Source organism: Mesorhizobium sp. W016 (genome assembly GCF_054719485.1).
This window is the reverse complement of the sequence record NZ_JBTTIF010000002.1, coordinates 5,170,278-5,193,117: the sequence shown is the minus strand read 5'-3', so window position 1 is coordinate 5,193,117 and position 22,840 is coordinate 5,170,278. Positions and strand designations below refer to the sequence as shown.

Annotated in this window: 18 protein-coding genes and 1 pseudogene; 6 read left to right on the top strand and 13 right to left on the bottom strand. The window is 60.8% G+C overall.

Features of this window, described 5'->3' with window-relative positions; all coding sequences use genetic code 11:
* Positions 1–78: 78 nt before the first annotated feature.
* The 3 genes and pseudogenes from ACYG9V_RS25570 (at position 79) to ACYG9V_RS25560 (ending at position 7,876) form a co-directional block, all read left to right on the top strand.
* A pseudogene (locus ACYG9V_RS25570) lies at positions 79–5,789 on the top strand (HAMP domain-containing protein).
* A gap of 49 nt (positions 5,790–5,838) precedes the next feature.
* On the top strand, positions 5,839–7,164 hold the full coding sequence (locus ACYG9V_RS25565; RefSeq protein WP_460222031.1) for an ATP-binding response regulator: 1,326 nt from the start codon (positions 5,839–5,841) through the stop codon (positions 7,162–7,164).
* A gap of 46 nt (positions 7,165–7,210) precedes the next feature.
* Positions 7,211–7,876, top strand: coding sequence for a response regulator (locus ACYG9V_RS25560; RefSeq protein ID WP_352763196.1), 666 nt, complete (start codon positions 7,211–7,213; stop codon positions 7,874–7,876).
* Positions 7,877–7,960: 84 nt separating this feature from the next.
* Here ACYG9V_RS25560 and ACYG9V_RS25555 read toward each other — a convergent pair whose 3' ends face one another.
* From ACYG9V_RS25555 to ACYG9V_RS25525, 7 genes are all read right to left on the bottom strand, one after another.
* On the bottom strand, positions 7,961–8,389 hold the full coding sequence (locus tag ACYG9V_RS25555) for a GFA family protein (RefSeq protein ID WP_081839719.1): 429 nt from the start codon (positions 8,387–8,389) through the stop codon (positions 7,961–7,963).
* Positions 8,382–8,558, bottom strand: coding sequence for a PPC domain-containing DNA-binding protein (locus ACYG9V_RS25550; RefSeq protein ID WP_023704643.1), 177 nt, complete (start codon positions 8,556–8,558; stop codon positions 8,382–8,384). Before ACYG9V_RS25550 ends, ACYG9V_RS25555 begins: the two co-directional genes overlap by 8 nt.
* Positions 8,559–8,584: 26 nt before the next feature.
* Positions 8,585–8,902 (bottom strand): hypothetical protein, encoded by a 318-nt coding sequence (locus ACYG9V_RS25545; protein WP_023714619.1) that lies wholly within the window; start codon positions 8,900–8,902, stop codon positions 8,585–8,587.
* A 269-nt stretch (positions 8,903–9,171) separates the two neighbouring features.
* Positions 9,172–10,143 (bottom strand): SDR family oxidoreductase, encoded by a 972-nt coding sequence (locus ACYG9V_RS25540; protein ID WP_023687856.1) that lies wholly within the window; start codon positions 10,141–10,143, stop codon positions 9,172–9,174.
* 183 nt (positions 10,144–10,326) lie between these two features.
* Positions 10,327–10,968, bottom strand: coding sequence for a hypothetical protein (locus ACYG9V_RS25535; RefSeq protein ID WP_023691383.1), 642 nt, complete (start codon positions 10,966–10,968; stop codon positions 10,327–10,329).
* Positions 10,969–11,423: 455 nt separating this feature from the next.
* Positions 11,424–12,404: a cell division protein FtsZ gene (ftsZ, locus tag ACYG9V_RS25530; RefSeq protein ID WP_023702103.1), complete on the bottom strand. Its 981-nt coding sequence runs from the start codon at positions 12,402–12,404 to the stop codon at positions 11,424–11,426.
* Between the two features lie 318 nt (positions 12,405–12,722).
* Positions 12,723–13,592, bottom strand: a complete 870-nt coding sequence (locus tag ACYG9V_RS25525) for a LysR family transcriptional regulator (RefSeq protein ID WP_023668092.1) — start codon at positions 13,590–13,592, stop codon at positions 12,723–12,725.
* A 235-nt stretch (positions 13,593–13,827) separates the two neighbouring features.
* On the opposite strand from ACYG9V_RS25525, the gene ACYG9V_RS25520 reads away from it, so the two are divergent.
* Both ACYG9V_RS25520 and ACYG9V_RS25515 read left to right on the top strand, forming a co-directional pair.
* Positions 13,828–13,983 (top strand): DUF1127 domain-containing protein, encoded by a 156-nt coding sequence (locus tag ACYG9V_RS25520; RefSeq protein WP_023681184.1) that lies wholly within the window; start codon positions 13,828–13,830, stop codon positions 13,981–13,983.
* Between the two features lie 141 nt (positions 13,984–14,124).
* Positions 14,125–15,195: a DUF930 domain-containing protein gene (locus ACYG9V_RS25515; RefSeq protein WP_050485629.1), complete on the top strand. Its 1,071-nt coding sequence runs from the start codon at positions 14,125–14,127 to the stop codon at positions 15,193–15,195.
* A gap of 88 nt (positions 15,196–15,283) precedes the next feature.
* Here ACYG9V_RS25515 and ACYG9V_RS25510 read toward each other — a convergent pair whose 3' ends face one another.
* From ACYG9V_RS25510 to ACYG9V_RS25485, 6 genes are all read right to left on the bottom strand, one after another.
* Complete coding sequence (locus ACYG9V_RS25510) at positions 15,284–16,027, bottom strand: ribonuclease activity regulator RraA (protein ID WP_027048645.1); 744 nt, start codon at positions 16,025–16,027, stop codon at positions 15,284–15,286.
* 23 nt (positions 16,028–16,050) lie between these two features.
* The gene (locus tag ACYG9V_RS25505) at positions 16,051–17,214 is read right to left on the bottom strand and encodes a mandelate racemase/muconate lactonizing enzyme family protein (RefSeq protein WP_352763192.1); all 1,164 of its coding nucleotides are present in this window, start codon (positions 17,212–17,214) and stop codon (positions 16,051–16,053) included.
* A gap of 31 nt (positions 17,215–17,245) precedes the next feature.
* Positions 17,246–18,343, bottom strand: a complete 1,098-nt coding sequence (locus ACYG9V_RS25500; protein ID WP_352763189.1) for an ABC transporter ATP-binding protein — start codon at positions 18,341–18,343, stop codon at positions 17,246–17,248.
* A 124-nt stretch (positions 18,344–18,467) separates the two neighbouring features.
* Positions 18,468–19,358, bottom strand: a complete 891-nt coding sequence (locus ACYG9V_RS25495) for a carbohydrate ABC transporter permease (RefSeq protein ID WP_352763187.1) — start codon at positions 19,356–19,358, stop codon at positions 18,468–18,470.
* Entirely contained in the window at positions 19,355–20,314 is a 960-nt protein-coding gene (locus ACYG9V_RS25490; protein ID WP_352763184.1) for a carbohydrate ABC transporter permease, read from the bottom strand. The genes ACYG9V_RS25495 and ACYG9V_RS25490 overlap by 4 nt, the downstream gene beginning before the upstream one ends.
* An 81-nt stretch (positions 20,315–20,395) precedes the next feature.
* The gene (locus ACYG9V_RS25485) at positions 20,396–21,874 is read right to left on the bottom strand and encodes an ABC transporter substrate-binding protein (protein ID WP_023668101.1); all 1,479 of its coding nucleotides are present in this window, start codon (positions 21,872–21,874) and stop codon (positions 20,396–20,398) included.
* 205 nt (positions 21,875–22,079) lie between these two features.
* Here ACYG9V_RS25485 and ACYG9V_RS25480 point away from each other — a divergent pair, with 205 nt between their 5' ends.
* Positions 22,080–22,790 carry a GntR family transcriptional regulator gene (locus tag ACYG9V_RS25480; RefSeq protein WP_027048643.1) on the top strand — a complete coding sequence of 237 codons (711 nt, stop codon included), beginning with the start codon at positions 22,080–22,082 and terminating at the stop codon, positions 22,788–22,790.
* Positions 22,791–22,840: the final 50 nt, after the last annotated feature.

The window sequence follows — 22,840 nt, the reverse complement described above, 5'->3', positions numbered from 1 at the left end:
TTGCGGCGCGATCCACCATTGGCCGCGGGGGCAACTTTATCCGTATAAATCCATAGGGCTGGGAGTGGCGCTGTGACCGTGCAGGCATCCAAGAAGCAATTGGACCGTCGAAGCATCCTGAATTCTCTGAAAGCCTTCCGGCGCGGCGATTTCTCCGTCCGCATCGACAATGTTTATGAAGGCCTCGATTCCGAGATAGCTGAGACTTTCAATGAGATCGCTGACCTCAACGACCAAGTGACGCGCGAGTTCGAGCGCTTGAGCCGGGTCGTCGGCAAGGAAGGGCGGATAGGCGAGCGCGGCCGGGTTCGCAATGCCACCGGCAGTTGGGAATCCAGTGTCCGTTCAGTCAATGATCTCATCGAAGACATGGTTCAGCCAACGGCTGAGGTTGCGCGCGTTATCGGCGCCGTCGCCAAGGGTGACCTGTCGCAGACCATGATGGTCGAAATTGACGGCCGACCGCTGCGCGGCGAATTCCTGCGCATCGGCAAGATCGTCAACACCATGGTCGGCCAGTTGGCCTCTTTCGCCTCCGAGGTGACGCGCGTGGCGCGCGAGGTCGGTACGGAAGGCAAGCTCGGCGGCCAGGCCCGGGTCAAGGGCGTCGCCGGCACGTGGAAAGATCTGACCGACAACGTCAACGCGATGGCCACGAACCTGACCGGGCAAGTGCGCAACATCGCGGAGGTTACGACCGCAGTCGCGTCGGGCGACCTGTCGAAGAAGATCACAGTCGATGTCAAGGGCGAAATCCTAGAACTGAAGAACACCATCAACACGATGGTGGACCAGCTTAATTCCTTCGCTTCGGAAGTGACGCGCGTGGCGCGCGAGGTCGGCACTGAAGGCAAGCTTGGCGGCCAGGCGCGCGTTGAGGGTGTTGGTGGTACGTGGAAGGATCTGACCGACAATGTGAATTCCATGGCCGAGAACCTGACTGGCCAGGTGCGCAACATCGCCGAAGTGACGACCGCGGTGGCTTTGGGCGACCTGTCGAAGAAGATTACGGTGGACGTGAAGGGCGAGATTCTCGAGCTGAAATCCACGATAAACACGATGGTGGACCAGCTGAATTCATTCGCAGGCGAGGTCACGCGCGTGGCACGCGAGGTTGGCACCGAAGGCAAGCTTGGCGGCCAGGCGCAGGTGCGCGGCGTCGCCGGCACCTGGAAGGACCTCACCGACAACGTCAACTCGATGGCCGAGAACCTGACCGGTCAGGTGCGCAATATCGCCGAGGTGACCACGGCGGTCGCGTCGGGCGATCTGTCCAAGAAGATCACGGTCGCCGTGCAAGGCGAAATCCTGGAACTCAAGGACACCATCAACACGATGGTCGACCAACTGAACTCCTTTGCCTCGGAAGTGACGCGCGTGGCACGCGAGGTCGGCACCGAAGGCAAGCTGGGCGGCCAGGCAGAGGTGAGGGGCGTCGGCGGCACATGGAAGGATTTGACCGACAACGTCAATCTCATGGCCGCCAACCTGACTGGCCAGGTTCGAAACATCGCAGAAGTCACCACCGCCGTGGCGCGCGGCGACCTGTCGAAGAAGATCACCGTCGACGTCAAAGGCGAGATCCTGGAGCTCAAGGACACCGTCAACACGATGGTCGACCAACTGAACTCCTTCGCCTCTGAGGTCACGCGTGTGGCCCGCGAAGTGGGATCGGAAGGCAAGCTTGGTGGCCAGGCGCATGTCGAAGGCGTCGGTGGCACCTGGAAGGATCTGACCGACAACGTCAACGCCATGGCCGGCAATTTGACGGTGCAGTTGCGTGACGTGTCGAAGGTGGCAACGGCCATTGCGACCGGCGACTTGACCCAGAAGATCACCGTCGACGCGCTGGGCGAGATCTTGCAGATCAAGGACGTCATCAACACGATGGTCGACCAGCTCAATTCCTTCGCTTCGGAAGTGACACGTGTGGCGCGCGAGGTCGGCTCCGATGGCAAGCTCGGCGGCCAGGCCCAGGTGCGCGGCATCGGCGGCACGTGGAAGGATCTCACAGAAAACGTCAACGCCATGGCGGCCAACCTGACCGGCCAGGTGCGCAACATCGCCGAGGTAACCACCGCCGTGGCGCTCGGGGACCTTTCGAAGAAGATCACCGTCGATGTCCGCGGCGAGATCCTGGAGCTGAAGGACACCATCAACACAATGGTGGACCAGCTTAATTCCTTCGCTTCGGAAGTCACGCGCGTGGCACGCGAGGTCGGCACGGAAGGCAAGTTGGGAGGCCAGGCGCAGGTGCGCGGCGTTGCCGGCACGTGGAAGGATCTCACAGACAATGTGAACTCGATGGCCGAGAATCTGACCGCCAGGTGCGCAACATCGCCGAAGTCACGACCGCCGTGGCGCGCGGCGACCTGTCGAAGAAGATCACCGTCGATGTGAAGGGCGAAATCCTGGAGCTCAAGTCGACCATCAACACCATGGTGGACCAGTTGAACTCCTTCGCCGGCGAGGTCACCCGAGTCGCGCGTGAGGTTGGCACCGAGGGCAAGCTTGGTGGCCAGGCGCGCGTCGAAGGTGTTGCCGGTACCTGGAAGGACCTGACCGACAACGTCAACCTGATGGCGACGAACTTGACCAATCAGGTGCGCGGCATCGCCGATGTCGTGACGGCGGTCGCGCAAGGCAATCTCAGGCGCAAACTGACGGTCGACGCGAAGGGAGAGATCGCCCTGCTGGCCGACACCATCAACGGCATGATCGAGACGCTTGCCACCTTTGCCGACCAGGTGACCAACGTCGCCCGTGAGGTGGGCATCGAGGGTAAGCTCGGTGGTCAGGCGCGTGTGCCAGGTGCCGCCGGCCTCTGGCGCGACCTGACCGACAATGTCAATCAACTCGCTGCCAATCTGACCACCCAGGTGCGTGCCATCGCCGAGGTTTCGACGGCGGTGACCAAGGGCGATCTTACCCGTTCGATCAGCGTCGAAGCCTCCGGCGAGGTCGCCGCGCTGAAAGACAACATCAACGAAATGATCCGCAATCTGAAGGATCAGACGCTGAAGAATGCCGAGCAGGACTGGTTGAAGACCAATCTCGCCCGGTTTTCGCGCATGCTGCAAGGCGAGCGCGACCTTGCCACCGTCTCGCGGCTCATCATGTCCGAACTCGCTCCTCTGGTGAACGCCCAGTATGGGGTGTTCTACGTCACCAATCGCGACGAGGAGGAATCCTATCTTGAGCTGGCGGCTTCCTATGGCGCCGAGAGCAAGGCTGCCATCAAGCAGCGGCTTGATCTGCGAGAGGGCCTGGTTGGGCAAAGTGCCGCCGACAAGCGCGCCATCATGCTGGACAATGTGCCGCCAGAATTCCTTCGGGTCACATCTGGTCTTGGCAGCGCCTCGCCAGCCAATGTCATCATCCTGCCTGCCCTGTTCGAGGATGAAGTCAAAGCCGTCATCGAGCTCGCCTCGTTCGGCGAGTTTCGTGACACACACCAGTCGTTCCTCAACCAGCTCATGGAATCCGTCGGCATCGTTCTCAACACCATCGCTGCGACGATGCGCACGGAGGGCCTGCTCAAGCAGTCGCAACTGCTGACGTCGGAATTGCAAGCGCGTCAAACCGAGCTGACAAAAAAGCAGGAAGAGCTGCATGCGACAAACGAGGAGCTGCAGGAAAAGGCGCAGCTGCTCGAGAACGAAAAGAAGCAGGTCGAAAACAAGAATCTCGAAATCGAGATGGCGCGACGCGCGCTGGAGGAAAAAGCCGAGCAACTGGCGCTCACGTCGAAATACAAATCCGAATTCCTGGCCAATATGAGCCACGAACTGCGCACGCCGCTCAATTCGCTGCTCATTTTGTCAAACCTGCTGGCGACCAACCAGCACGGCAACCTCAACGAAAAACAGGTAGAGTTCGCCCGCACCATCAATTCGGCAGGAACCGATCTTCTCAGCCTCATCAACGATATCCTCGATCTGTCGAAGATCGAGTCGGGCACTGTTTCCATCGACATCAACGATATGCCGGTGACGCATCTTCGCCAGCATATGGAACGAACTTTTCGTCAGCTGGCAGCCGACAAGGGACTTGGCTTCACCATCAAGGTCGATCCGGCGCTTCCCGACACGGTCCGCACAGATGAGAAACGCTTGCAGCAGATTGTCCTCAACCTGCTTTCCAACGCATTCAAATTCACCTCGGAAGGCGAGGTCAGCCTGAACTTCCGGGTTGAAAAGGCCGGCCGCCGCAATGGCGCGACGCAGCCGGTGAAGGCTCTCGCGATCGCCGTCACCGACACCGGCATTGGCATTCCAGAAGACAAACAGAAGCTGATTTTCGAGGCCTTCCAGCAGGCCGACGGCACCACCAGCCGCAAGTATGGCGGCACCGGCCTTGGGCTCTCGATCAGCCGCGAGATCGCTCGCTTGCTTGGCGGCGAATTGCGGGTCGAAAGCACGCCGGGCAAGGGGTCGACATTTACCCTCATCATCCCGTTCGACGGCCCCCGCGTGACGACAGTACAGTCGACCTTGGCTCCGGCGGCGGAGGCGGTTGCTGCGACAGCTCTGCTCAGCAGTCCGCCCTCGGCAGAGCTGATCGACGACCGCGATTCAATCCTACCCACCGATCGGATCGTGTTGATCGTCGAAGACGATCCGACCTTTGGCGGGTTGCTGCTTGGCCTCGCCCGGTCGGCCGGGCTGAAAGGCGTTCTGTCGACTGCAGGTTCCGGCACGCTGGCATTGGCCCGCAAGCTCGTTCCCGACGCAATCACACTTGATCTCGGACTTTCGGATATCGATGGCTGGGTGCTTTTCGATCTGCTGCGGCATGACCAGAAGACGAGGGGAATTCCTATCCATGTCATCTCGGGTGCCGAAGACATCGACAGTCTCGCACGCAAGGGGGCGTCCAGCATTTCCACCAAGCCCGTTTCCTCGGACGAGCTGATGAAGGTGTTTCAGGATATCCACTCGAAGAAGCTCCGCGTTCAGCGCCGCGTTCTGGTCGTGGACCCTGACCCGGAGCGGCGTCTGGCTCTGGTCGAGGCAATCCGCGACGGCGTAACGTCGGTCACCGCGATCGGTCGTGTTGCGGCAAATGCAGAAGACGTTGGCCTCGCCTTCTATGATGCCGTCGTGCTCGGCTTTGGACGCTCCGCCAAGGACAACGCAAAGGCGCTGGACGAGATCACCGGCCAATTCGGCGAAGCCTTGCCGCAGCTGCTGTTCTTTACACCTCACCCGGACGCGCTTGAACAGGTACTGGCATTGAACCCGGCCTTGGCAGAAGCACCGCGGGCGGAGAACTTCGCTCAATTGGCGCTGCATATTTCGGCAACGCTGCCGGGAGAAGGTCGCCAAGAGGCCTGGGCAGGAACTGAACACAACGGCAAGTCCGATCTCGCCGGGGCGAAAGTTCTCATCGTCGACGACGACATTCGTAACATCTATTCGCTCACGAGTGTTCTGGAGACCTATGACATACAGGTTCTGCATGCCGAGCGGGGCCGTGATGGCATCGCGCTTCTTGAACAGACGCCCGATGTCGACGTGGCATTGATCGATATCATGATGCCGGAGATGGACGGCTACGAGACGATGCGGCGGATTCGCGGCACACCGGCGATTGCTCATATCCCGCTGATTTCCGTCACCGCAAAGGCGATGAAGGGGGATCGGCAAAAATGTCTGGATGCCGGGGCTTCCGACTACATCGCCAAACCCGTCGACCTGGATCTCCTGCTGGCGCTGCTTCGTGTCTGGATCGGGCGTGCCCGATCCCGTGTCGAGAGCCCGGAAAAAATTCTCCTGGCAGCGAACTGACGGCCGTTCGATGCAAAAGCTGGCAAGAAACAGGGTAAGGAAACTTGAGGTGGCAGCTCTTGCCGAAGGGCCGGCAAGAGCCCGCATCCTGGCGGTGGACGACGATGAGCGCAATCTGCTGGCGATCAGCGAAGTGCTCGCGACTATCGGAGAGGTCATCTGCGCCCAATCGGGCGAAGAGGCTCTGCGCTTTCTGCTGAAAGAGGAGTTCGCCGTCATTCTCCTGGATGTCCTCATGCCAGGGTTGGACGGGTATGAAACGGCCGCACTTATCCGCCAGCGCGAGCAATCCAAGCGCACCCCAATCATCTTCTTGACCGCCATCAACAAGGAGGATGCGCATATGCTGCGCGGCTACGACGCCGGCGCAGTCGACTATGTGTTCAAGCCATTCGATCCGATCATGCTGCGTTCGAAAGTCGCGGTTTTCGTCGAACTCCACGAGAAGACGCTCGAGATCCAGCGCAAGGCGGAGGTCGAGCAGGGACTATTGGCGCAGGCGTTGCAGGCGCACAAGGACAAGCTTCAGGCCGAACGCGCGCTGCGCAGCGCCGAGCAACGGCAGGACGCCATCCTGAATTCGTTGCCGGTCTGCTTTCATGCTCGGGCAGCCGAGCCGCCCTTTGCGGCGCGCTTTGTTACGGAGGGCGTCGAGCGCTTGACCGGCTTTGCGCCTGAATACCTGACATCGGATCCAGAGTTCGGTCTCAGCCGCGTTCATCCGGACGACCTGCCGCGATTGAGGGAAGCGCTGCTGGCGGCAAAAACCACCGGCTCCTATACGTGCGAGTTCCGCTGGCAATGCGCCAATGGCGAGTATCGCATTTTTCTCGACCAGGGGGTGATGTCGGACGGCTTAGATGGCCGTGAACCGGAAATCATCGGCACATTGCTTGACATCACCGAGCGGCGCGGTCTTGAGGATCAGCTGCTTCAATCCCAGCGCATCGACGCTATCGGCAAGCTAACCGGCGGCCTGGCGCATGATTTCAACAACCTGCTCGCCGCAATTCTCAGTGGGTTAGGGCTGCTTGAACGCCGAGCCACGTTGGATGATCAGGCGCAACAGGTACTCGACCTGACGCGGCGTTCTGCAAAACAAGGCGCTGACCTTGTGGCGCGAATGCTGGCATTCTCGCGGCGCCAGACCCTGAAGCCGGAAGCGGTGCGCCTTGCTGCGCTGAACGACACGATGAACGGATTGGTGGCGCCCGTGCTGGGGGGGTTGATCCGTTTCGACTGGCAGATCGATGACACGATCTGGCCGGTGCATGTCGATGCAGGCCAACTTGAATTGGCCTTGATGAATCTGGTTTTCAACGCGCGTGACGCCATGCCCTCTGGCGGGACAATAACCGTGCATGCGCAGAATTGATCGATCGGGACGCCAACAGAGGATATTCCGCCGGGCGACTATGTCAATGATCGCCGTCAAGGACACCGGATCCGGCATACCCCCCGATCTTGTCGCCAAGGTCGTCGAACCGTTCTTCACCACCAAGCCGGTCGGTAAGGGAACGGGCCTCGGCCTCAGCACGGTCTACGGCTTCATGAAGCAGTCAGGTGGGACACTTCGCATAGAAAGCGTCGTCAACCGCGGAACTACCATGCAACTCTGGCTGCCACGATCGACCGAACAGCCGGTCGATCCTGTGGTGGAACCCGACATTGAACGAGCGTTCGCCGATGCCGGGATGGAGCACCCATCAATCCTCCTGATCGACGACAGCCATGTTTTGCGGCAATTGACCGCCGAGTCCCTTCGCCAGCGTGGTTTCGAGGTGACCTGCGCGGGAGGAGGGGCGGAGGCGCTGGCCATGATGGAGCGCACTCCCGACGAGTTCGACGTCATTATCACCGATTTCGCCATGCCACTCGTATCCGGCGTCGACGTGATCCGCTTCGCGCGCAATTTGCGCTCGGACTGGCCAGCGGTCATGATCACGGGCTATGCCGATGCCCGGGAGATTGCCGATCGGCCAGCCGACGTGCCCTTGCTCGGCAAGCCCTTCCGGGACGAGGATCTGTTCGAAGCGATTTTCCTCGCGATAGAGAATGCGGCCCCCCAAAGGATCAAAACCGGCTAGCGCTTAGGGGTTGTCAACGGTCTGGCCACGTCGCAAAGGGCCGCATTCCTGATCGGCAATCTTGGTCATTCGCAACAGGCGGCGCTACCAGCGTTCCTCGGTGTCGCGGTCCGGTAGGTCTATTCCGCAGCACACCCAACCAAGGCGCTGCGCTGAACCATAGTTGTACCGAGGCTCCAGATGAGCCGGATCATCGAAGGTACCGACGTGCAGCGCGATCTCGGTTGGCGACGCGTCATAGCAAAGGCTGAGCGGCGACCCGCATTCTGGGCAGAAGCCTCTTTGCGCGATCGGCGAAGACCTTCGATATGTTGGCGTTCCGGAATTCCAGGTCAGGCTTTGGCAGGGCATCCAGGCAAGAACTGCAAACGCGCTGCCGGTCGCTCGTCTGCACATATCGCAGTGGCAGTAGTGAACCCTCGGTTCGATCCCGGCGCTGAATCGGATCCTGCCACAGAGACATCCGCCCTTGATGGCCAAGGAGCCGGGTAGGCGCTTGCCAACCTCACGCATTAAGATCGATCAAGGCGGCGCCGAACGCTCCGATCGCAGTCAAAGAGGCACTGCCGAGGTTTTGGTCGGTTGCGAAGGCTGTCAGCGCACCGAAGCCTTCGTCGCCGAGGTCGAGCACGACGACGAAAGTCCTTTGCCCGCTGACCTGATTGACGAGCTTGGGTTTCATGGCGTTCCGAACCTGTTGCGGGGCAGTTAATGGGCATGGTGCTCGGCATTCCGCTTGCGGGTTGCCGCTGCCTTCTTTGCCGATTCCGATCGGCTTTCAGCTGACCGTGAAGCCGATGCCTTGCCGCCGCTTTTCCCACCCTTGTGGGCCGCGGGGTGTCCGGTGTGTTTACCACGACCCGAGCCGCCTTCTTTCTTGCCGCCGCCATCGTCCTTGTTGACGGTCGCCCATGCCCGGCGCTCGGATTCCTTCTCGGAAACACCGCGCTTCTCATAGCCTGCGGCAATGTGGTCGGCTTTGCGTTCCTGTTTGTCGCTGTATTTCGATTTGTCGCCTCGTGGCATGGTCGTTCTCCTGGCTCAATGATGTTTGAACGGTATGCCGGCGGGAGAGTTCCAAGCGGAAATTCAGAAAATTGAAAACGCGAGCGAGGATTTCGACCAACACGGAGCGCTATTGCTCCGGAGCCGTGGCGGGTGCCGTGTAGCGGCGGCGCACGGCACCGATCACGCGTTTCTTGAAGCGATCGAGCGCGGCAAGCGTCTCCCTGGAGACGACGTCGTCGCGTGCCGTCTACTCGGTAGCCCAATGCAACGAAATACGTTCCGCGACCTCAGTAGCCACCGACCACCGGCAGGATCTCTCCCGTGATGTAACTCGAGCAATGCGACGAGGCGAGGAACACGTAAGCCGGGGCAAGTTCTTCCGGTTGCGCTGGCCGTTTCATCGGCGTATCCGCGCCGAATTTCGAGACGTCGTCGGCTTCCTTGTCCGAAGGGTTGAGCGGCGTCCACACCGGACCTGGCGCGACCGCGTTTACCCGGATGCCCTTGCCGATCAGATTGCCCGAAAGCGCTCGCGTGAAGGCATGAATGCCGCCCTTGGTCATCGAATAGTCAACCAGTTGCTTGGAACCGTCGATGCCGGTCACCGAACCGGTATTGATGATCGCGGAGCCCGGCTCCATGTGCGGCACGCTCTCCTGCGCCATATGAAAATAGCCGTAAAGATTGGTCTTCAGCGTCGTGTCGAAATGTTCCTCGGTCAGGTCGTTGAAGTCACTGGAATGGATTTGGAAAGCGGCGTTGTTGACCAGCACGTCGATCCTGCCGAATTTTTCGACCGTCAGCGCCACGGCGTTGCGGCAATGCTCGCGTTCACTGACATCGGCTTTTATCAGTATGCAACGCCGGCCTTCCTTTTCGACGGCGTTTTTGGTCGCTTCGGCGTCCCTGTCTTCACTCAAGTATACGATCGCAATGTCGGCGCCCTCGCGGGCGAACAAGACTGCCACCGAACGGCCGATGCCGGAATCACCACCCGTGATAAGCGCTACCTTGTCGTCGAGTTTTTTCGATCCGAGGTAGTAAGGCGCATCGTAGAGCGGAGCGGGCTCGATCGCCCATTCATGCCCCGGTTTGGGTTGATGCTGCTCGGGAAAAGGCGGCTCGGGATATTTGCGGGCGCCGGCTTGCATCGCTTGTTGCATTTTGCCATTGCTCTTCGTCTCGTCTTTGGCGTCGATACCACGCTGGATATGGCGTTGCTTGGCGGCTTCAGCTGAAGTCTGCGACTTAGTCTGCATGGCTTTCTCCTGTGCTCGGAGAACGAACAACGCATGCCGGGCAAAAAAGTTTGCGCAAATATCTCGATCCCGAAGGGGCTCGCCATTGCGAACAGCCTGCGAGGAGCGTGGAGCATTGGTCGTCAATGAGACCGGAATTGCCATGCCGGTGGCGTTCAGACAAACACCACATTCGTTACCCGCTCAAAGCACGCTCTTTTCAGAACCATAGGGTTTGGCAATGCGGACCATGCCTTTCGTCCGAAGGCGCTGGTATAAATAGAAAATCGTCATCAAGCCGATTGCTGTTCCGGCACCAAGACACAGCGCGAGCAATAGTTCTGCACCGACACGAAACGCAAGCAGAGTAACGCCGGCCGCAGCGACGATGGCATTTATGAATGCGATCATAGTCGCTGCAGTGGTCAGGTACGCCAGGAGAGGCCCAGTACGAAGAGAAGGTTCGGCGTCATTTTCGGGCCAGCGACCGAATTCCTTGGAAAACTGGAAGGCAGCCTCGTCGCCCAAAGTTCGATAGTAGGCTCTGATCCGGGCAATGCCGATATGGGCCTGCATGTTCTCAGCGGCGATGTCGACCAACCTCAAGACGGTAAAGGCACCCAGTAAAAAGACCGATGGCAGCACAACCGCGACAAACGGCAGGAAGAACTCGGAGGACTGCGTAACAAAGCCCGTTGCCACCAGAGCGCTCGACAGAGCCATAATGTAGATGGTCGTCCGCGACGCCATTTCACTTATGGACGTGCTGATCGCTGTCTGCTGCACGAAATGCTCTGTCGTCAGGGCCGCGAGAAACGAAGCATCGGGTGTCGGCGTGTCAGCCATGGAGTATGCTCCTGTCGGGTCGACCTGAGTTTTTCTTCGATATAGCGCTTGCGAGGCTGGCCGCCACTGGATGCTCCCGACGTCTGACCCATGCCGGTTTTATTGTGCCATATCCAGCGAGCCCGCATCACCGATCAGAAAGGGCCGATCATGTGGTCAGCAGACGCTGGCCATATCGCAGGCGAAATGTCTGCCGTGGTCAATCTGTATGGCCTCCTGTTGGGGATCCGGGTCGAAGCGCATTCGCGGCGCGGTTGCAGTTGGGAGCGGTTCCGCGGCGGCGCTGATGCGAGTTCGCGCATTCGTGGCAGCGGCCTCGAAACGAATTCGGTCCCTAGGCCGGCAACGCAAATTCACCGGCAAGTTCAATGGTGCGGGCTTGCGGGCCGACTTTTCGGTGGCGAAGCCCATGACCACGGTCCACCAGACTCATAAATCAGCAGCCCGGATCCTGCCTACTGCGGTATCTCCAGGCCCTGCCGCAATCCTGTCGCGACGACTGAGACCCTGAATTTTCCGGCGAGTGCCCGGTCGAATATGGCGCCGACGATGATGTCGGCGTCGGCGTCGACCTCCTCGCGGATGCGGGTGGCGGCCTCATCGACTTCGAACAGCGTCATGTCCATGCCGCCCGAGATCGAGACCAGGACGCCCTTGGCGCCGATCATCGAGGCTTCGTCGAGAAGCGGGTTGGCTATCGCCGCTTCGGCGGCCTTCCTGGCGCGGTCCTCGCCCGTGGCTTCCCCGGTACCCATCATTGCGCGGCCCATGTCGCGCATCACCGACTTCACGTCAGCGAAGTCGAGATTGATCAGCCCCTCCTTGACGATGAGATCGGTTATGCAGCCGACGCCGGAATAAAGGACGCGATCAGCCATGGCGAAGGCGTCCGCGAAAGTCGTCTTTGCGTCAGCGATCCTGAAGAGGTTCTGGTTCGGAATAACGATCACGGTATCGGCGCATTCGCGAAGCTGCTCGATGCCCTCTTCGGCGGCTTGCATACGGCGCTTCCCTTCGAAGGTGAACGGCTTGGTGACGACGGCCACGGTCAGGATGCCGGCTGCCCGTGCAGCGTTCGCTATGACGGGCGCGGCACCGGTTCCAGTTCCGCCTCCCATGCCGGCGGTCACGAAGCACATATGGGTTCCCGCAAGGTGGTCCCTGATCTCGTCGATCGATTCCTCGGCTGCCGCGCGGCCGACCGCGGGCAGCGACCCGGCGCCCAGGCCTTCCGTGACATGGGCACCCAGCTGGATCAGCCGCGATGCTTTCGACATGGTCAGTGCCTGGGCATCGGTGTTGGCGACGATGAACTCCGCACCCTGCAGATTTTCGGCAATCATGTTGTTGACCGCGTTGCCGCCGCCACCGCCCACACCAATGACGGTTATCTTCGGCCGCATTTCCGAGATGACGGGCCTTGCCGCGGTGCTCATCGTCTTGTCTCCTTGGAATTGATCGACAAAAAAGTTCCCGGAACGCGCCGCTTGAACACGCCAGGTGCAAGAATCAGGTTCTATCGCCTTGGCACAGGGAATCAGAGGGTGAACTTTGCGGCAAGACAAGATGTGGGACTTGTACCATATACGCCTGAACGAGCCGACCTTTTGGACGAGTCTCCAGCCAATTTCCGGGATTGGCCCGGCTTCTGGCCAGCGAAAATCCACAATCCGGGATCCAACCCCTTCAAGCTTCACGCGCCCGCCTCACGCGCCAGAACCTTGAGAATCTGGCGGCCGATCGACGCCTGACGCTTAGCGGATCGGCATCTTGCCGCGAAACAACGGCTGATGGGCCCGCATCAGAGCGGCAATCCGGTCGGCAATCTTTCGTACCGGCGGGGAGTGGCGTTCCTCATGGTGGGTGACGATCCACTGGTCGGTTTCGAGTTCTGGGATAGGATGAGCGACGCGAACCAGCCGCGGATCGCTGTCACCGACGAAGCACGGAAAGATCGAAAGGCCGGCGCCCGCGGCCACAAGTTCTCGCACCGAATGGGTGTTGTTGCCGCGCACGGCGATGCGATCGCCGTGATGGGCTTGCAGCCAGCGCGCCGAGGCAATGTTTGCCCCTTCGCCGGTGACGCCGACGAACAAGCCGGCGGCGATGCCGTTGATCAGGTGGCGTCCGGAATAGATGGCATACGCGACCTTGCCGCTCTGACGGCCGGCCAGCCACTGTTCGGTCGGGCGCTCGCTGCGGATGCCGATATCGGCGGCGCGGCGACCGATGTCGACCCGGTCGGTGGTGGTGACGAGTTCCACCCTGATGCCGTCATCGACGGTCCAGATTTCGCCGATATGGGTGGAAACGAAGGCCGAGGTCCATGGCCCGGCCGAGACGCGGACAATGCGGTCGGGCAGGTTTCCCTCGCGCCAGCGGGTTAGCGACTGCATTGCTGCTTCGACGTCTTCGGCGCGCCGCAGCAGTTCTTCACCGACCGGGGTTAGTCGGTAGCCGGTCTGCTGACGTACGAACAGCGCTTCGCCGATCTGCTTTTCGAGCGCGGTGACGCGTCGTCCGAGTGTGGCTGCGCTGAGGCGCGTGGTTGCCGTCGCCGCGCTCAGGCCACCCAGCCGCGCAACGTCGAGAAACAACCTCAGATCGTCCCAGCCAATATCCATTTTGCAGAAATGAAAAACTCCTTGCGACCGTGGCTGTAGCGCGAAGCGGCCATCACGCGCAAGTATATAGGCAATGGAAGCGCTTGATAATTCTGCCCTGGCGGGAAAATGACAGGCACCTCGGTTGGCCAGGCAGTCAGCGCAATCCGTTCGATCGTGCATACGCTTTGCGCGATTGCTTTGCGTTTTCGACCAATCCAAGAGCGTGGGTATCCCGCTCGCCAAGGAGACGATCATGTTGCATGAACTTCGACACCGTTTCGCCCGCTGGCTTGCCTATCGCCAGACGCTTGCGAGCTTGAGGCGGCTTCCAGACAGCATATTGGCGGATGCGGGCCTTTCTCGCGAAGAGCTCCGCGAGCGTGCCCGCGACGCCAGCCTGCGTCGCTGAGATTGGAGGCGGGCATGCAGAGAATGGAGCCGGCGGCGAGAAGCAATCATGCGTCGTCTCCTCACTGCTGAGCTGCGGCTGAATGCGCCAATACGGTTGCCACGCTTGATGCCGCCGCAGTTTCGCTCCACATCGTGAGGGATGAAGACCGAGAAATCCGAGCGACGTCGGACTTTGCTGTGGGCCTTGCCCGCATCGCTGGTCCTGCATGCGCTCATCACCGCATTCCTGGTCTATGGCCTGCCCGTTCCTGCCCAGCAGCCGCAGGAGGAGGAACCGGTCAATGTCGCACTCGTCCCGCCGCCCGAACCGCCGAAGCCGAAACCCGAAGCCAAAAGTCAGCCTGAAAAGAAGGTCGAAAAGCCGGTGCCGGACAACCTGCCGTCAGAGAAAGTCCTGAAGCCTGCATTCCAGTTCGGTGACAAAGACACCGGCCCCAGGAAATCGCTGGATGGGAGAAGCGCTCAGGACCAAGCGTCGTCCACGACCAAGGATAGCGAGCCCAAGCCGGCTGCCACGCCAACTGATGCGGAGAGCAGATCTGAACCGACGCCCGACGCTGCAAAGCCGGCGGAGCCAGCCAGCATCGACGAGAAGCCGGAAGCTGACAAACAGGAGGCGGGAGCCCCTGACGCCGACAGGCACGAATCGGCCGCTGCAATACCTTCGGCTGATGATGGCGGTGAGATCGAGCTTCCTGCGTCGGCTCAGGCGCCTGAGGCCAGACCCGACACTGCACCGAAACCCAGCCCGGCGAAGGCCGCGAAGCCGCCGCGCGCAAAGGCCGTAGAGCCAAGCCCCACGGCCAACTCACTAGCGTATGCGGGGCTTCCGGGTGTTCGCAAGCTTTTTTCAAAAGGCGCTACCGGCGATCCCTTCGCAACGAACTCGATGGCCGACGTGCCACGGGGGCAACGCGTAGCCGACCTTTGCTCCAATCTTCTGGGTCAGCAACTGAACGACGCCGCTTATCGCCCCGTATTGCTCCCAAGCATTCCACTAGAGGTCGGCAATCTTCTGGACGCCCCGGATACCGCTTTTCGTACCGCGACGACTTGGTATCATGTGCGCTTTCGCTGTGGGATCGACACCAATGCGACGCATGTGACGTCCTTCACCTTCCGTATCGGAGCCGCCGCTTCACCCGAGGAAAGCGTTTTTCTGGATCGGGAGGCCCGTCGGCAGGGTTTTCGAGTGGGACCAGGCATGTAGCCGAAGGCAAGGGTCTCAAAACCCACGTATTGCGGGGCAACAATCACCTCTTGGACAGCTGCATGCCGAATGCCGTTGCTGCCGGGCCTCAGCCCTTCACTGGATTGGCTTTGCGCCACTCCTCATATTCGCCGCGGGCGTCGTCATGCAGCGGATAGTAGCGCTGCAGCGGCGCTCCCTGCATCAGCTTCTCTCGCGAGAACTCTTCCCAATCGTGATGCTTCCGGGATTCTTCGATCACCTTTGCGGCCATTGCGACGGGAAGCACTACCACCCCATCGTCGTCTGCGATGATAATGTCGCCCGGGATCACCGTGACACCGCCGCAGGCGATCGGAACGTTGACGGCGTTCGGATAGATGCTGGTTTGCACATGGTAGTTGGGCGTCCAGCCGCGCAGCCATAGGGGCAGATCGAGCTTCTCGACATTGGGCCGGTCGCGCATGCAGCCGTCGATGACGATGCCCGCGCCGCCTCTGCCCTTGAAATAGGTCGACATCATATCGCCGAAGACGCCCGAGCTCATGTCACCGCGCGCGTCGACGACGACCACATCGCCTTCCTGCGCGTGATAGAGCACGTGCCGGTGCAGTTGCGTTTCCGGGTCGGCGTATTCTCCCTCGCTGAAGAGGTCCGGCCGCTGCGGCAGGAACTGCAGCGTCAGCGCCGGCCCGACGATCGACTTCCCATGGTTCTGCGCCACCGGACCGACCATGTGAGGATTGCGGAAACCCATATGGCCAAGCGTGCCGGCGACCGTCGCGGCGCCGATTTCCCTCAGGGCGTCAATGAGGTCTTTGGGCGGTCGCGTGATGTCAGGGATATGCGTCATCGTGGACTCCGGTTGAGATGGAACTACCAGTTCGTAACAGACCCGTCCCGGCGCCTGAGGTGAGGCGCTTCCCAGAAACGAAAAGCCTCCGCCTGGACCGCCGCTTCGTTGACCTCGACGCCGAGGCCCGGCAGGTCGCTGACCGGATAGTCGGGACCGTCGAGCCGTGGCTGCACGGGGAAGAAGTCGGAATTGTCGAAGCCCAGCTTCGTCTCGGGTTCCCTGGTCTCGAGCCACGCGAAGTTGGGTACCGCGGCGGCGAGATGTAGGGTCGCGGCCGTGCACACCGGACCAAGCGGATTGTGCGGCATCAGGTCGACATAGTGCGCCTCGCTCCAGCCGGCGACTTTCATCGCCTCGGTGAGCCCGCCGACATTGCAGACATCGAGACGGTTGAACTGATGGATGCCGCGCTCGATGTAGGGCAGGAACTGCCACTTGCTGGCAAATTCCTCGCCGATGGCAAAGGGAATGTCGGTCATCCTGCGCAGGGATTCGTAGGCTTCAGGTGTCTCGTCGCGGATCGGCTCCTCGAGAAAATCAAGCACGCCGCGGCCGAGCTTGTTGCAGAAGCTCGCCGCCTCTGCCACCGACAGCCGATGATGATAGTCGATGCCGAGAACGACGTCGTCGCCAAGCGCCTCGCGCGCCTTGTTCAGCATGCTCGCGGTAGCGCCGATCGACTCGCGGGGTTCGAAGATGTCCCTGCTGCTTTGCCCTGCGGGGAAGAAGCGGATCGCCTGCCACCCCCGTGCGCGCAGCTCCCGGGCTCGTTCGATGGCGAGGTCGCCCTCGGCCTCGTCTCCGGTCGAGGCGAAGGTGGGGATGCGGTCGCGCTGCTTGCCGCCCAGCAGTTCGTAGACCGGCACCCCCAGCGCCTTGCCCTTGATGTCGTGAAGGGCGATGTCGATGGCGGAGATAGCCGCCTGCAGAACGCGCCCGCCTTCGAAGTACTGGCTGCGATAGGCCTCCTGCCAGATTCGCCCGATCTGCATCGGGTCACGGCCGATGAGAAACTCGCGATAATGCTCGACCGCGCCGGCAACGGCCTTTTCGCGCCCGCTCAAGCCGCTCTCGCCCCAGCCGAAGACGCCCTGGTCGGTCTCGATCTTGACGAGCATCTGATTACGCGTTCCAACCCATACAGGATAGGGTTTGATCGCGGTGATCTTAAGCTTTTCAGTCATCCCCAACGTTCCCAATGAACCCCGTCTTGTCTCAGCCGGCCTTGAGGGCCAGTTCAGTTTCGCCATCGAACAGATGCAGCCGCTCCTGGTCGAACTCGAGCCAGATCTGCTCGTCAGGTGCGACGGTGATGTTGGGGGACACGCTGATGTTGACGATGGCGCCTGACAGCAACGCCTGCACGAAGGTGACGTCTCCGGTCGGCTCCACTGTATAGGCCGTGGCCGGGACGCTGCCTGGCACCGCGCTCTTGTGGAGCCTGATGGTCGAGTGACGTGCGCCGAGCACGACTTTCCTCGACGTTGCCTTCGCAACCTTCCGGGCGTTGAGCGGCGAGAGCTCAAGGCTCCAGCCCTCCGCGCCGGTCAACGCAGTGTTGCCGTTTGCTGTCGATGCCTCCAGTGGAACAAGGCTCATCGCCGGGCTGCCGATGAAGCTGGCGACGAACATGTTCACCGGATGGGCAAAGACCTGCGCCGGAGAATCGTATTGCAACAGGTAGCCGCCGTTCATCACCGCCATCTTGTCGGCCATGGTCACGGCTTCGAGCTGGTCGTGCGTGACATAGATGATGGTCGCCTTGAGGTCCTGGTGGAAGCGCTTGATCTCCGAGCGCATCTGGACCCGCAGTTTGGCGTCGAGGTTGGAGAGCGGCTCGTCCATGAGGAAAACGGCAGGGTCGCGGACGAGGGCGCGCCCCAAGGCGACACGTTGCTGCTGCCCGCCTGAAAGTTCGCGCGGCTTGCGCTCGAGAAGGTGCGTCATGTCGAGCACGCGCGCCGCTTCCTTGACCTTCCTGTCGATCTCGTCCCTGGGCAGCTTGCGCATCTGCAGCGGGAACGCCAGGTTCTTGTAGACCGATTTCTGCGGGTAGAGCGCGTAGTTCTGGAACACCATCGCGATGTCCCGGTCCTTGGGGTCGAGGTCGTTGACCACGCGGTCGCCGATGACGATGTCGCCCGATGTGACCGGGATCAATCCCGCGACAAGATTGAGCGTGGTTGTCTTGCCGCAGCCCGAAGGGCCGACGAGCGCAACGAACTCGCCGTCATTGACCGTCAGCGAAACGTCGTTGACAGCTTTGAAGCCGCCATAGGTCTTGACGAGATCTCTCAGGACCACGTGGGCCATCGGCAACTCCCTACGGCATGATGCCGAAAAGTGTGAAGTGGTTTTCGGACGACATCATGCTCTATCTCTTTGATTTAGAGGCGGATTCAGATTTCAGGTCGAACAGACCTGAAATCATCCGGCTCTAGTGTTTGACCGCGCCTTCTGTAAGGGCGCGTACGAAGTATCGTTGCAGGAGGAGGAACAGCACCACGACGGGCACGCTCATCATGAAGCTGGCCGCCATCAGGCCCGGAAAGTCCGTCGTATTCTCCGAGAAGAAACGCTGTATGCCGACCGGCAGGGTCAACTGCTCGTTCTTGGAAAGGAAGGTGTAGGCATAGATGTACTCGTTCCAGGCGCCAATGAAGGAATAGATCGCGGTGGCGATGATTCCGGGCGTCGAGAGAGGCATCACGATCAGGATGAAGGCCTGGAACCGGGTCGCCCCATCGATCCGCGCCGCCTGCTCGAGCTGCACCGGAATGTTGTCGTAAAAGCCCTTGAGCAGCCAGATCGCCAGCGGCAGGCCGAAGGTGAGATAGGTGAGAATGAGCGAGCCATGCGTGTTCACCAGCCCGATCGCGCGCATCAGGATGAAGAGCGGCACGAGAAAGATCACCGCCGGGAACATGTTGCGCAAAAGCACGGTGAAGAACAGGAAGTTTCGGCCGGGGAAACGAAAGCGCGAAAAGGCGTAGGCCGCAGGAACGGCCACGATCACCGAAAGGATGGTCGTGACCGTCGACACGTAGAGGCTGTTCCAGAAAAAACGCAGGAAGTCCTGGCCGACGCTGTTTTGCGGATCGAGCAGCTTCTGGTAGCTGGCCAGGGTAGGCTCGTCCGGCCACCATTGCGGCGGGAACTGCATCGCCGCGAACCCGGACTTGATCGATGTGATCAGCATCCAGATCATCGGCAACGCCGTGTAAAGCAGCATGAACACGAGGAAGATGCGCCCGGCCCAACGCCATCCGTCGATGCGCATGCGGCGCCGGGCCGGACGTTGAGGGACTGTCTCGACAATCGTGCTCATGCGCCGCCCTCCTTGCGCTCGTTGCCGGCCAGCGCACGAACGTAGAAGTAGCCCAGCACCATCAGCATGAGGAACAGGAGCACCGAATAGGCCGATGCGACGCCCCATCGCTGCCGGCCGAAGGCGAGCTCATAGATGTGGGTGATCCAGATGTGCGAAGCGTTCGACGGCCCGCCACCGGTCATGATCCACGGGATGATGAAGGAATTGAAATTGGCCACTGCTAGCAGCAGAATTGTCACCGTAGAGACGTTGCGCAGATGCGGGAAGGTGACGTGCCAGAAACGCTGCCATGCATTGGCCCCGTCGACTTCCGCGGCGCGCAGCAACTGGTCGGGGACCGTCTGCAAACCGGCCATCATCATGATCATGGCAAACGGAAACTCGCGCCAGATGTTGACGACGATCAAGGAGGGCAGCACCGTGCTGACGTTGTCGATGAAGTTCGGCGGCCGGTCAGCCAATCCGAGGCCGACCAGCACCGCGCCGATGATGCCGAAGTCCGAATGGTAAATCCACTTCCAGATATAGGAGGCGGCAACCGCGCTGATGACCCAGGGAATGATCAGGATAGCGCGCAGGACACCCCGGCCGATAAACTCGCGGTGGAGGGCCAGCGCGGCGGCAAATCCCAAGGCAAAGGCAACGAAGGTAGATGCGATCGTCCAGATCAGGGTGTTCAAGGTGACTTTCCAGAACACCTGACTGGTGACGATGGCCGTGTAGTTGTCCAATCCGATAAAGGTCTTGTCGCGGAGCTGCAGGCCAGGCGGCGTCTTAAAGAACGACAGCTCGACCGTGTAGTAGATCGGATAGGCGATGACGATGAGCATCACGGCGATCGCTGGAAGCACGTATGCGTAGTCGGCGCGGTGCTCCCAGATATTCCGCAGCACCCCGGAGCTACCGGGTTGCAATCTTTGGCGAGCCTCGGCCTTGCCGGTCACGATCGTCACGATGGCGTGCCCTTGTTCTTCGGAGCAAACCGGCTGCACGCAGTATCGGCACAGCCGGTCGGATCGCAGGTCAGGCCCGGACTAGAGTCCGTCCATCAGGTTCTTCACCTTCTCGGCCGCGTCATCCGCTGCCTGGTCGACGGTCATCGCTCCGGTCAGGGCGTTCTGCAGCATGTCCGGGACGATGATATTCATGATCTCGGGGGATTGCGGCAGCGCCGGGAACGGAATGCCGTATGGCAACATCGAGGTCGTGACATCGAGGAACTTGATGTTGTCCAGACGTTCCTTCATCCATTTGGTCTTGAAGCCGTTGAGGTTGCCCGGGTTCGAGCCGGCATACGCCATCTTCAACGACCATTCAGGGCTCGTCCACATACAGATGATGGCCTTTGCAGCCGGCTCGTCCACCTTGCCGCCCTCGACATATTCGGGCTTCAGGATGTGAATGTTCGAGCCGCCAAACACGACGGCGCGCTTGCCGTCGGGGCCGGTCGGAATCAGGCCATAGCGCATGTTGTCGATGACGGTCTGCGCCTTGTCCTTGTCGGCGCCCGTTGCCTTCTTCTGCAGGTCGAGCATGACGTTATAGTCGGACGGGTGCGAGACCATCATGCCGAGTTGGCCGGCGACGAACAGGGGCTGGTTATCGGCCTGCTGGTTGGTGAGGGCCGAGACCGGAACCGACTTGTCGCGAACATACATGTCGTAGGAGGCTTGCAATGCCGCCTTGCTCTGCGGGCTATTGAGCTCGACCTCCTTATAGGTCGGGTTCGCGGAGGCTTCGTCGAAGACACCGCCGCCATAGGCCCATAGTTGCGGCATGAAGCGGTACGGCGTGTTGCCGGCGTTCTTGCGCGCCACGAGGCCGTAGCCGGCTATGCCGAGCTTGTCATGGATCTGCTTGGAATATTTGACGACGTCGTCCCAGGTAGCTGGAGCCTTGTCCGGATCGAGGCCCGCACGCTTGAAAATGTCGGCGTTCCAGATGAACGCCATCGTCTCATTGTTGGTGGGAATGCCGTAGGTCACGCCATCCCAGGTTACCGCCTTCATGGCGCCGGGCCAGAAATCCTCTGTGGGATAGCCCACATCTTCCGGCTTGAGCGGCTGCAGATAACCCTTCGAGGCGAACTCGGTTCCGCCCAGGATTTGCAGGCGGACCGCCATCGGCGCGGCATTGCCCAGCAGCGCCGTGCGGAACTTGTCGAGAAGGTCGTTGTAGGTGAGGGCCTGATCCTCGAGCTGGATGTTCGGATAGGTCTTGCGGAAGGTCTCGAAGAAATCCTTGTAGTACTGACGCAGCAGGTCGGGGTCGCCCTCGAACACGCCCTGATACCAGAACGTCAGTCGCCCCTTGTAGTCGAGCGGAGTGACCTTGCCGCAATCGGCGGCCGTGTCGAAATCCTGTGTGCCGGCGATGGAGCGCACATATTCCGGCGACCACTTGCTCAAATCGACTGGCGGCGAACCCAGCGCCGATCCCGACATGAGCGACGCCATCAAAGCAGTGGCGACAGTGCCGCGCAGGACGGCACCGCCGAGTGTAATCCTCGTCATAGTATCCTCCCAGATTCTCCCATGCCGCTGTGCGCCAAGGGGCTCGTCCGACCGTGCGGGATGCGTCCTTCTGCTCAATGTATCCCTTCGATCATCTGGTACGTTTTCAGATCGTGGATTGCCTGTCAACGCACCCGATCGTACATTGTTTGCAAAGCGCGTGTATGATATCGAGCATGCGATGTACTAATCGGGGGAGCCGGCTTTGGCCGAAACAAGTGATTTCAAAGCAGAGCCACCCGTGGGGATTGATCCCATCGGGGCGTCCAGCGAGGGCGCCTCGCTTTATGAGCTGATCCGGGAAGACATCATCGAGGGACGGCTCGCCGCCAACGAACGGCTTGTGGTCACCGATCTCGCCCGCCGTCACGGCACCTCGACCAACCCCGTACGCGAGGCGCTGCAGCTGTTGCGAGGGGAGGGCTTCGTCACCTTTGTCGCCAACCGTGGCGCGCGCGTCCGGCCCATAGACCAGGATTTTGTCCGGGATATCTACGAGATCGGAGTCCTAATCGAGCCGGCCCTGACGCGATGGTTCGTGAACATGGCGACCAGCGAGGACATCGCCGAACTCGAACGCATCCAGGCTCTGATCGAAGAGAACAACTTCACCGACACATTGCGGCACAGTGAACTGGATACCGCCTTCCACACCGTAATGTACCAGCGTCACTACAACCGCCATGCCGCCGAGCTTTGGTGGAAGCATCGCGAAGTGCTGCGGGCCGTGAGCCGCCGTTTCAATTTCACGCTCGCGCGGCGGGCCGCCATCATGCGTGAACACCGCGAGCTCATCGCGCATATCAAAGCGGGAAATGCCGACGAGGCCGCCGAACTCATTGCCCGCCATGTCGAGGGCTCCGGCCGGCACGTTCTCGAACAGATGCGTGCGCGCAATGCCGCTCGGGCCGGATAGAATTCCAGCCCAGAACATCATTGGTCCAGCCATCAGACAGAGGTAGTTGA

Bases quoted from the DNA above. Each gene is read 5' to 3' on its own strand.
- ACYG9V_RS25560 (WP_352763196.1), top strand. From the start codon at position 7,211: ATGATCGCCGTCAAGGACACCGGATCCGGCATACCCCCCGATCTTGTC.
- ACYG9V_RS25555 (WP_081839719.1), bottom strand. From the start codon at position 8,389: ATGCGTGAGGTTGGCAAGCGCCTACCCGGCTCCTTGGCCATCAAGGGC.
- ACYG9V_RS25550 (WP_023704643.1), bottom strand. From the start codon at position 8,558: ATGAAACCCAAGCTCGTCAATCAGGTCAGCGGGCAAAGGACTTTCGTC.
- ACYG9V_RS25545 (WP_023714619.1), bottom strand. From the start codon at position 8,902: ATGCCACGAGGCGACAAATCGAAATACAGCGACAAACAGGAACGCAAA.
- ACYG9V_RS25540 (WP_023687856.1), bottom strand. From the start codon at position 10,143: ATGCAGACTAAGTCGCAGACTTCAGCTGAAGCCGCCAAGCAACGCCAT.
- ACYG9V_RS25535 (WP_023691383.1), bottom strand. From the start codon at position 10,968: ATGGCTGACACGCCGACACCCGATGCTTCGTTTCTCGCGGCCCTGACG.
- ftsZ (WP_023702103.1), bottom strand. From the start codon at position 12,404: ATGAGCACCGCGGCAAGGCCCGTCATCTCGGAAATGCGGCCGAAGATA.
- ACYG9V_RS25525 (WP_023668092.1), bottom strand. From the start codon at position 13,592: ATGGATATTGGCTGGGACGATCTGAGGTTGTTTCTCGACGTTGCGCGG.
- ACYG9V_RS25520 (WP_023681184.1), top strand. From the start codon at position 13,828: ATGTTGCATGAACTTCGACACCGTTTCGCCCGCTGGCTTGCCTATCGC.
- ACYG9V_RS25515 (WP_050485629.1), top strand. From the start codon at position 14,125: ATGAAGACCGAGAAATCCGAGCGACGTCGGACTTTGCTGTGGGCCTTG.
- ACYG9V_RS25510 (WP_027048645.1), bottom strand. From the start codon at position 16,027: ATGACGCATATCCCTGACATCACGCGACCGCCCAAAGACCTCATTGAC.
- ACYG9V_RS25505 (WP_352763192.1), bottom strand. From the start codon at position 17,214: ATGACTGAAAAGCTTAAGATCACCGCGATCAAACCCTATCCTGTATGG.
- ACYG9V_RS25500 (WP_352763189.1), bottom strand. From the start codon at position 18,343: ATGGCCCACGTGGTCCTGAGAGATCTCGTCAAGACCTATGGCGGCTTC.
- ACYG9V_RS25495 (WP_352763187.1), bottom strand. From the start codon at position 19,358: ATGAGCACGATTGTCGAGACAGTCCCTCAACGTCCGGCCCGGCGCCGC.
- ACYG9V_RS25485 (WP_023668101.1), bottom strand. From the start codon at position 21,874: ATGACGAGGATTACACTCGGCGGTGCCGTCCTGCGCGGCACTGTCGCC.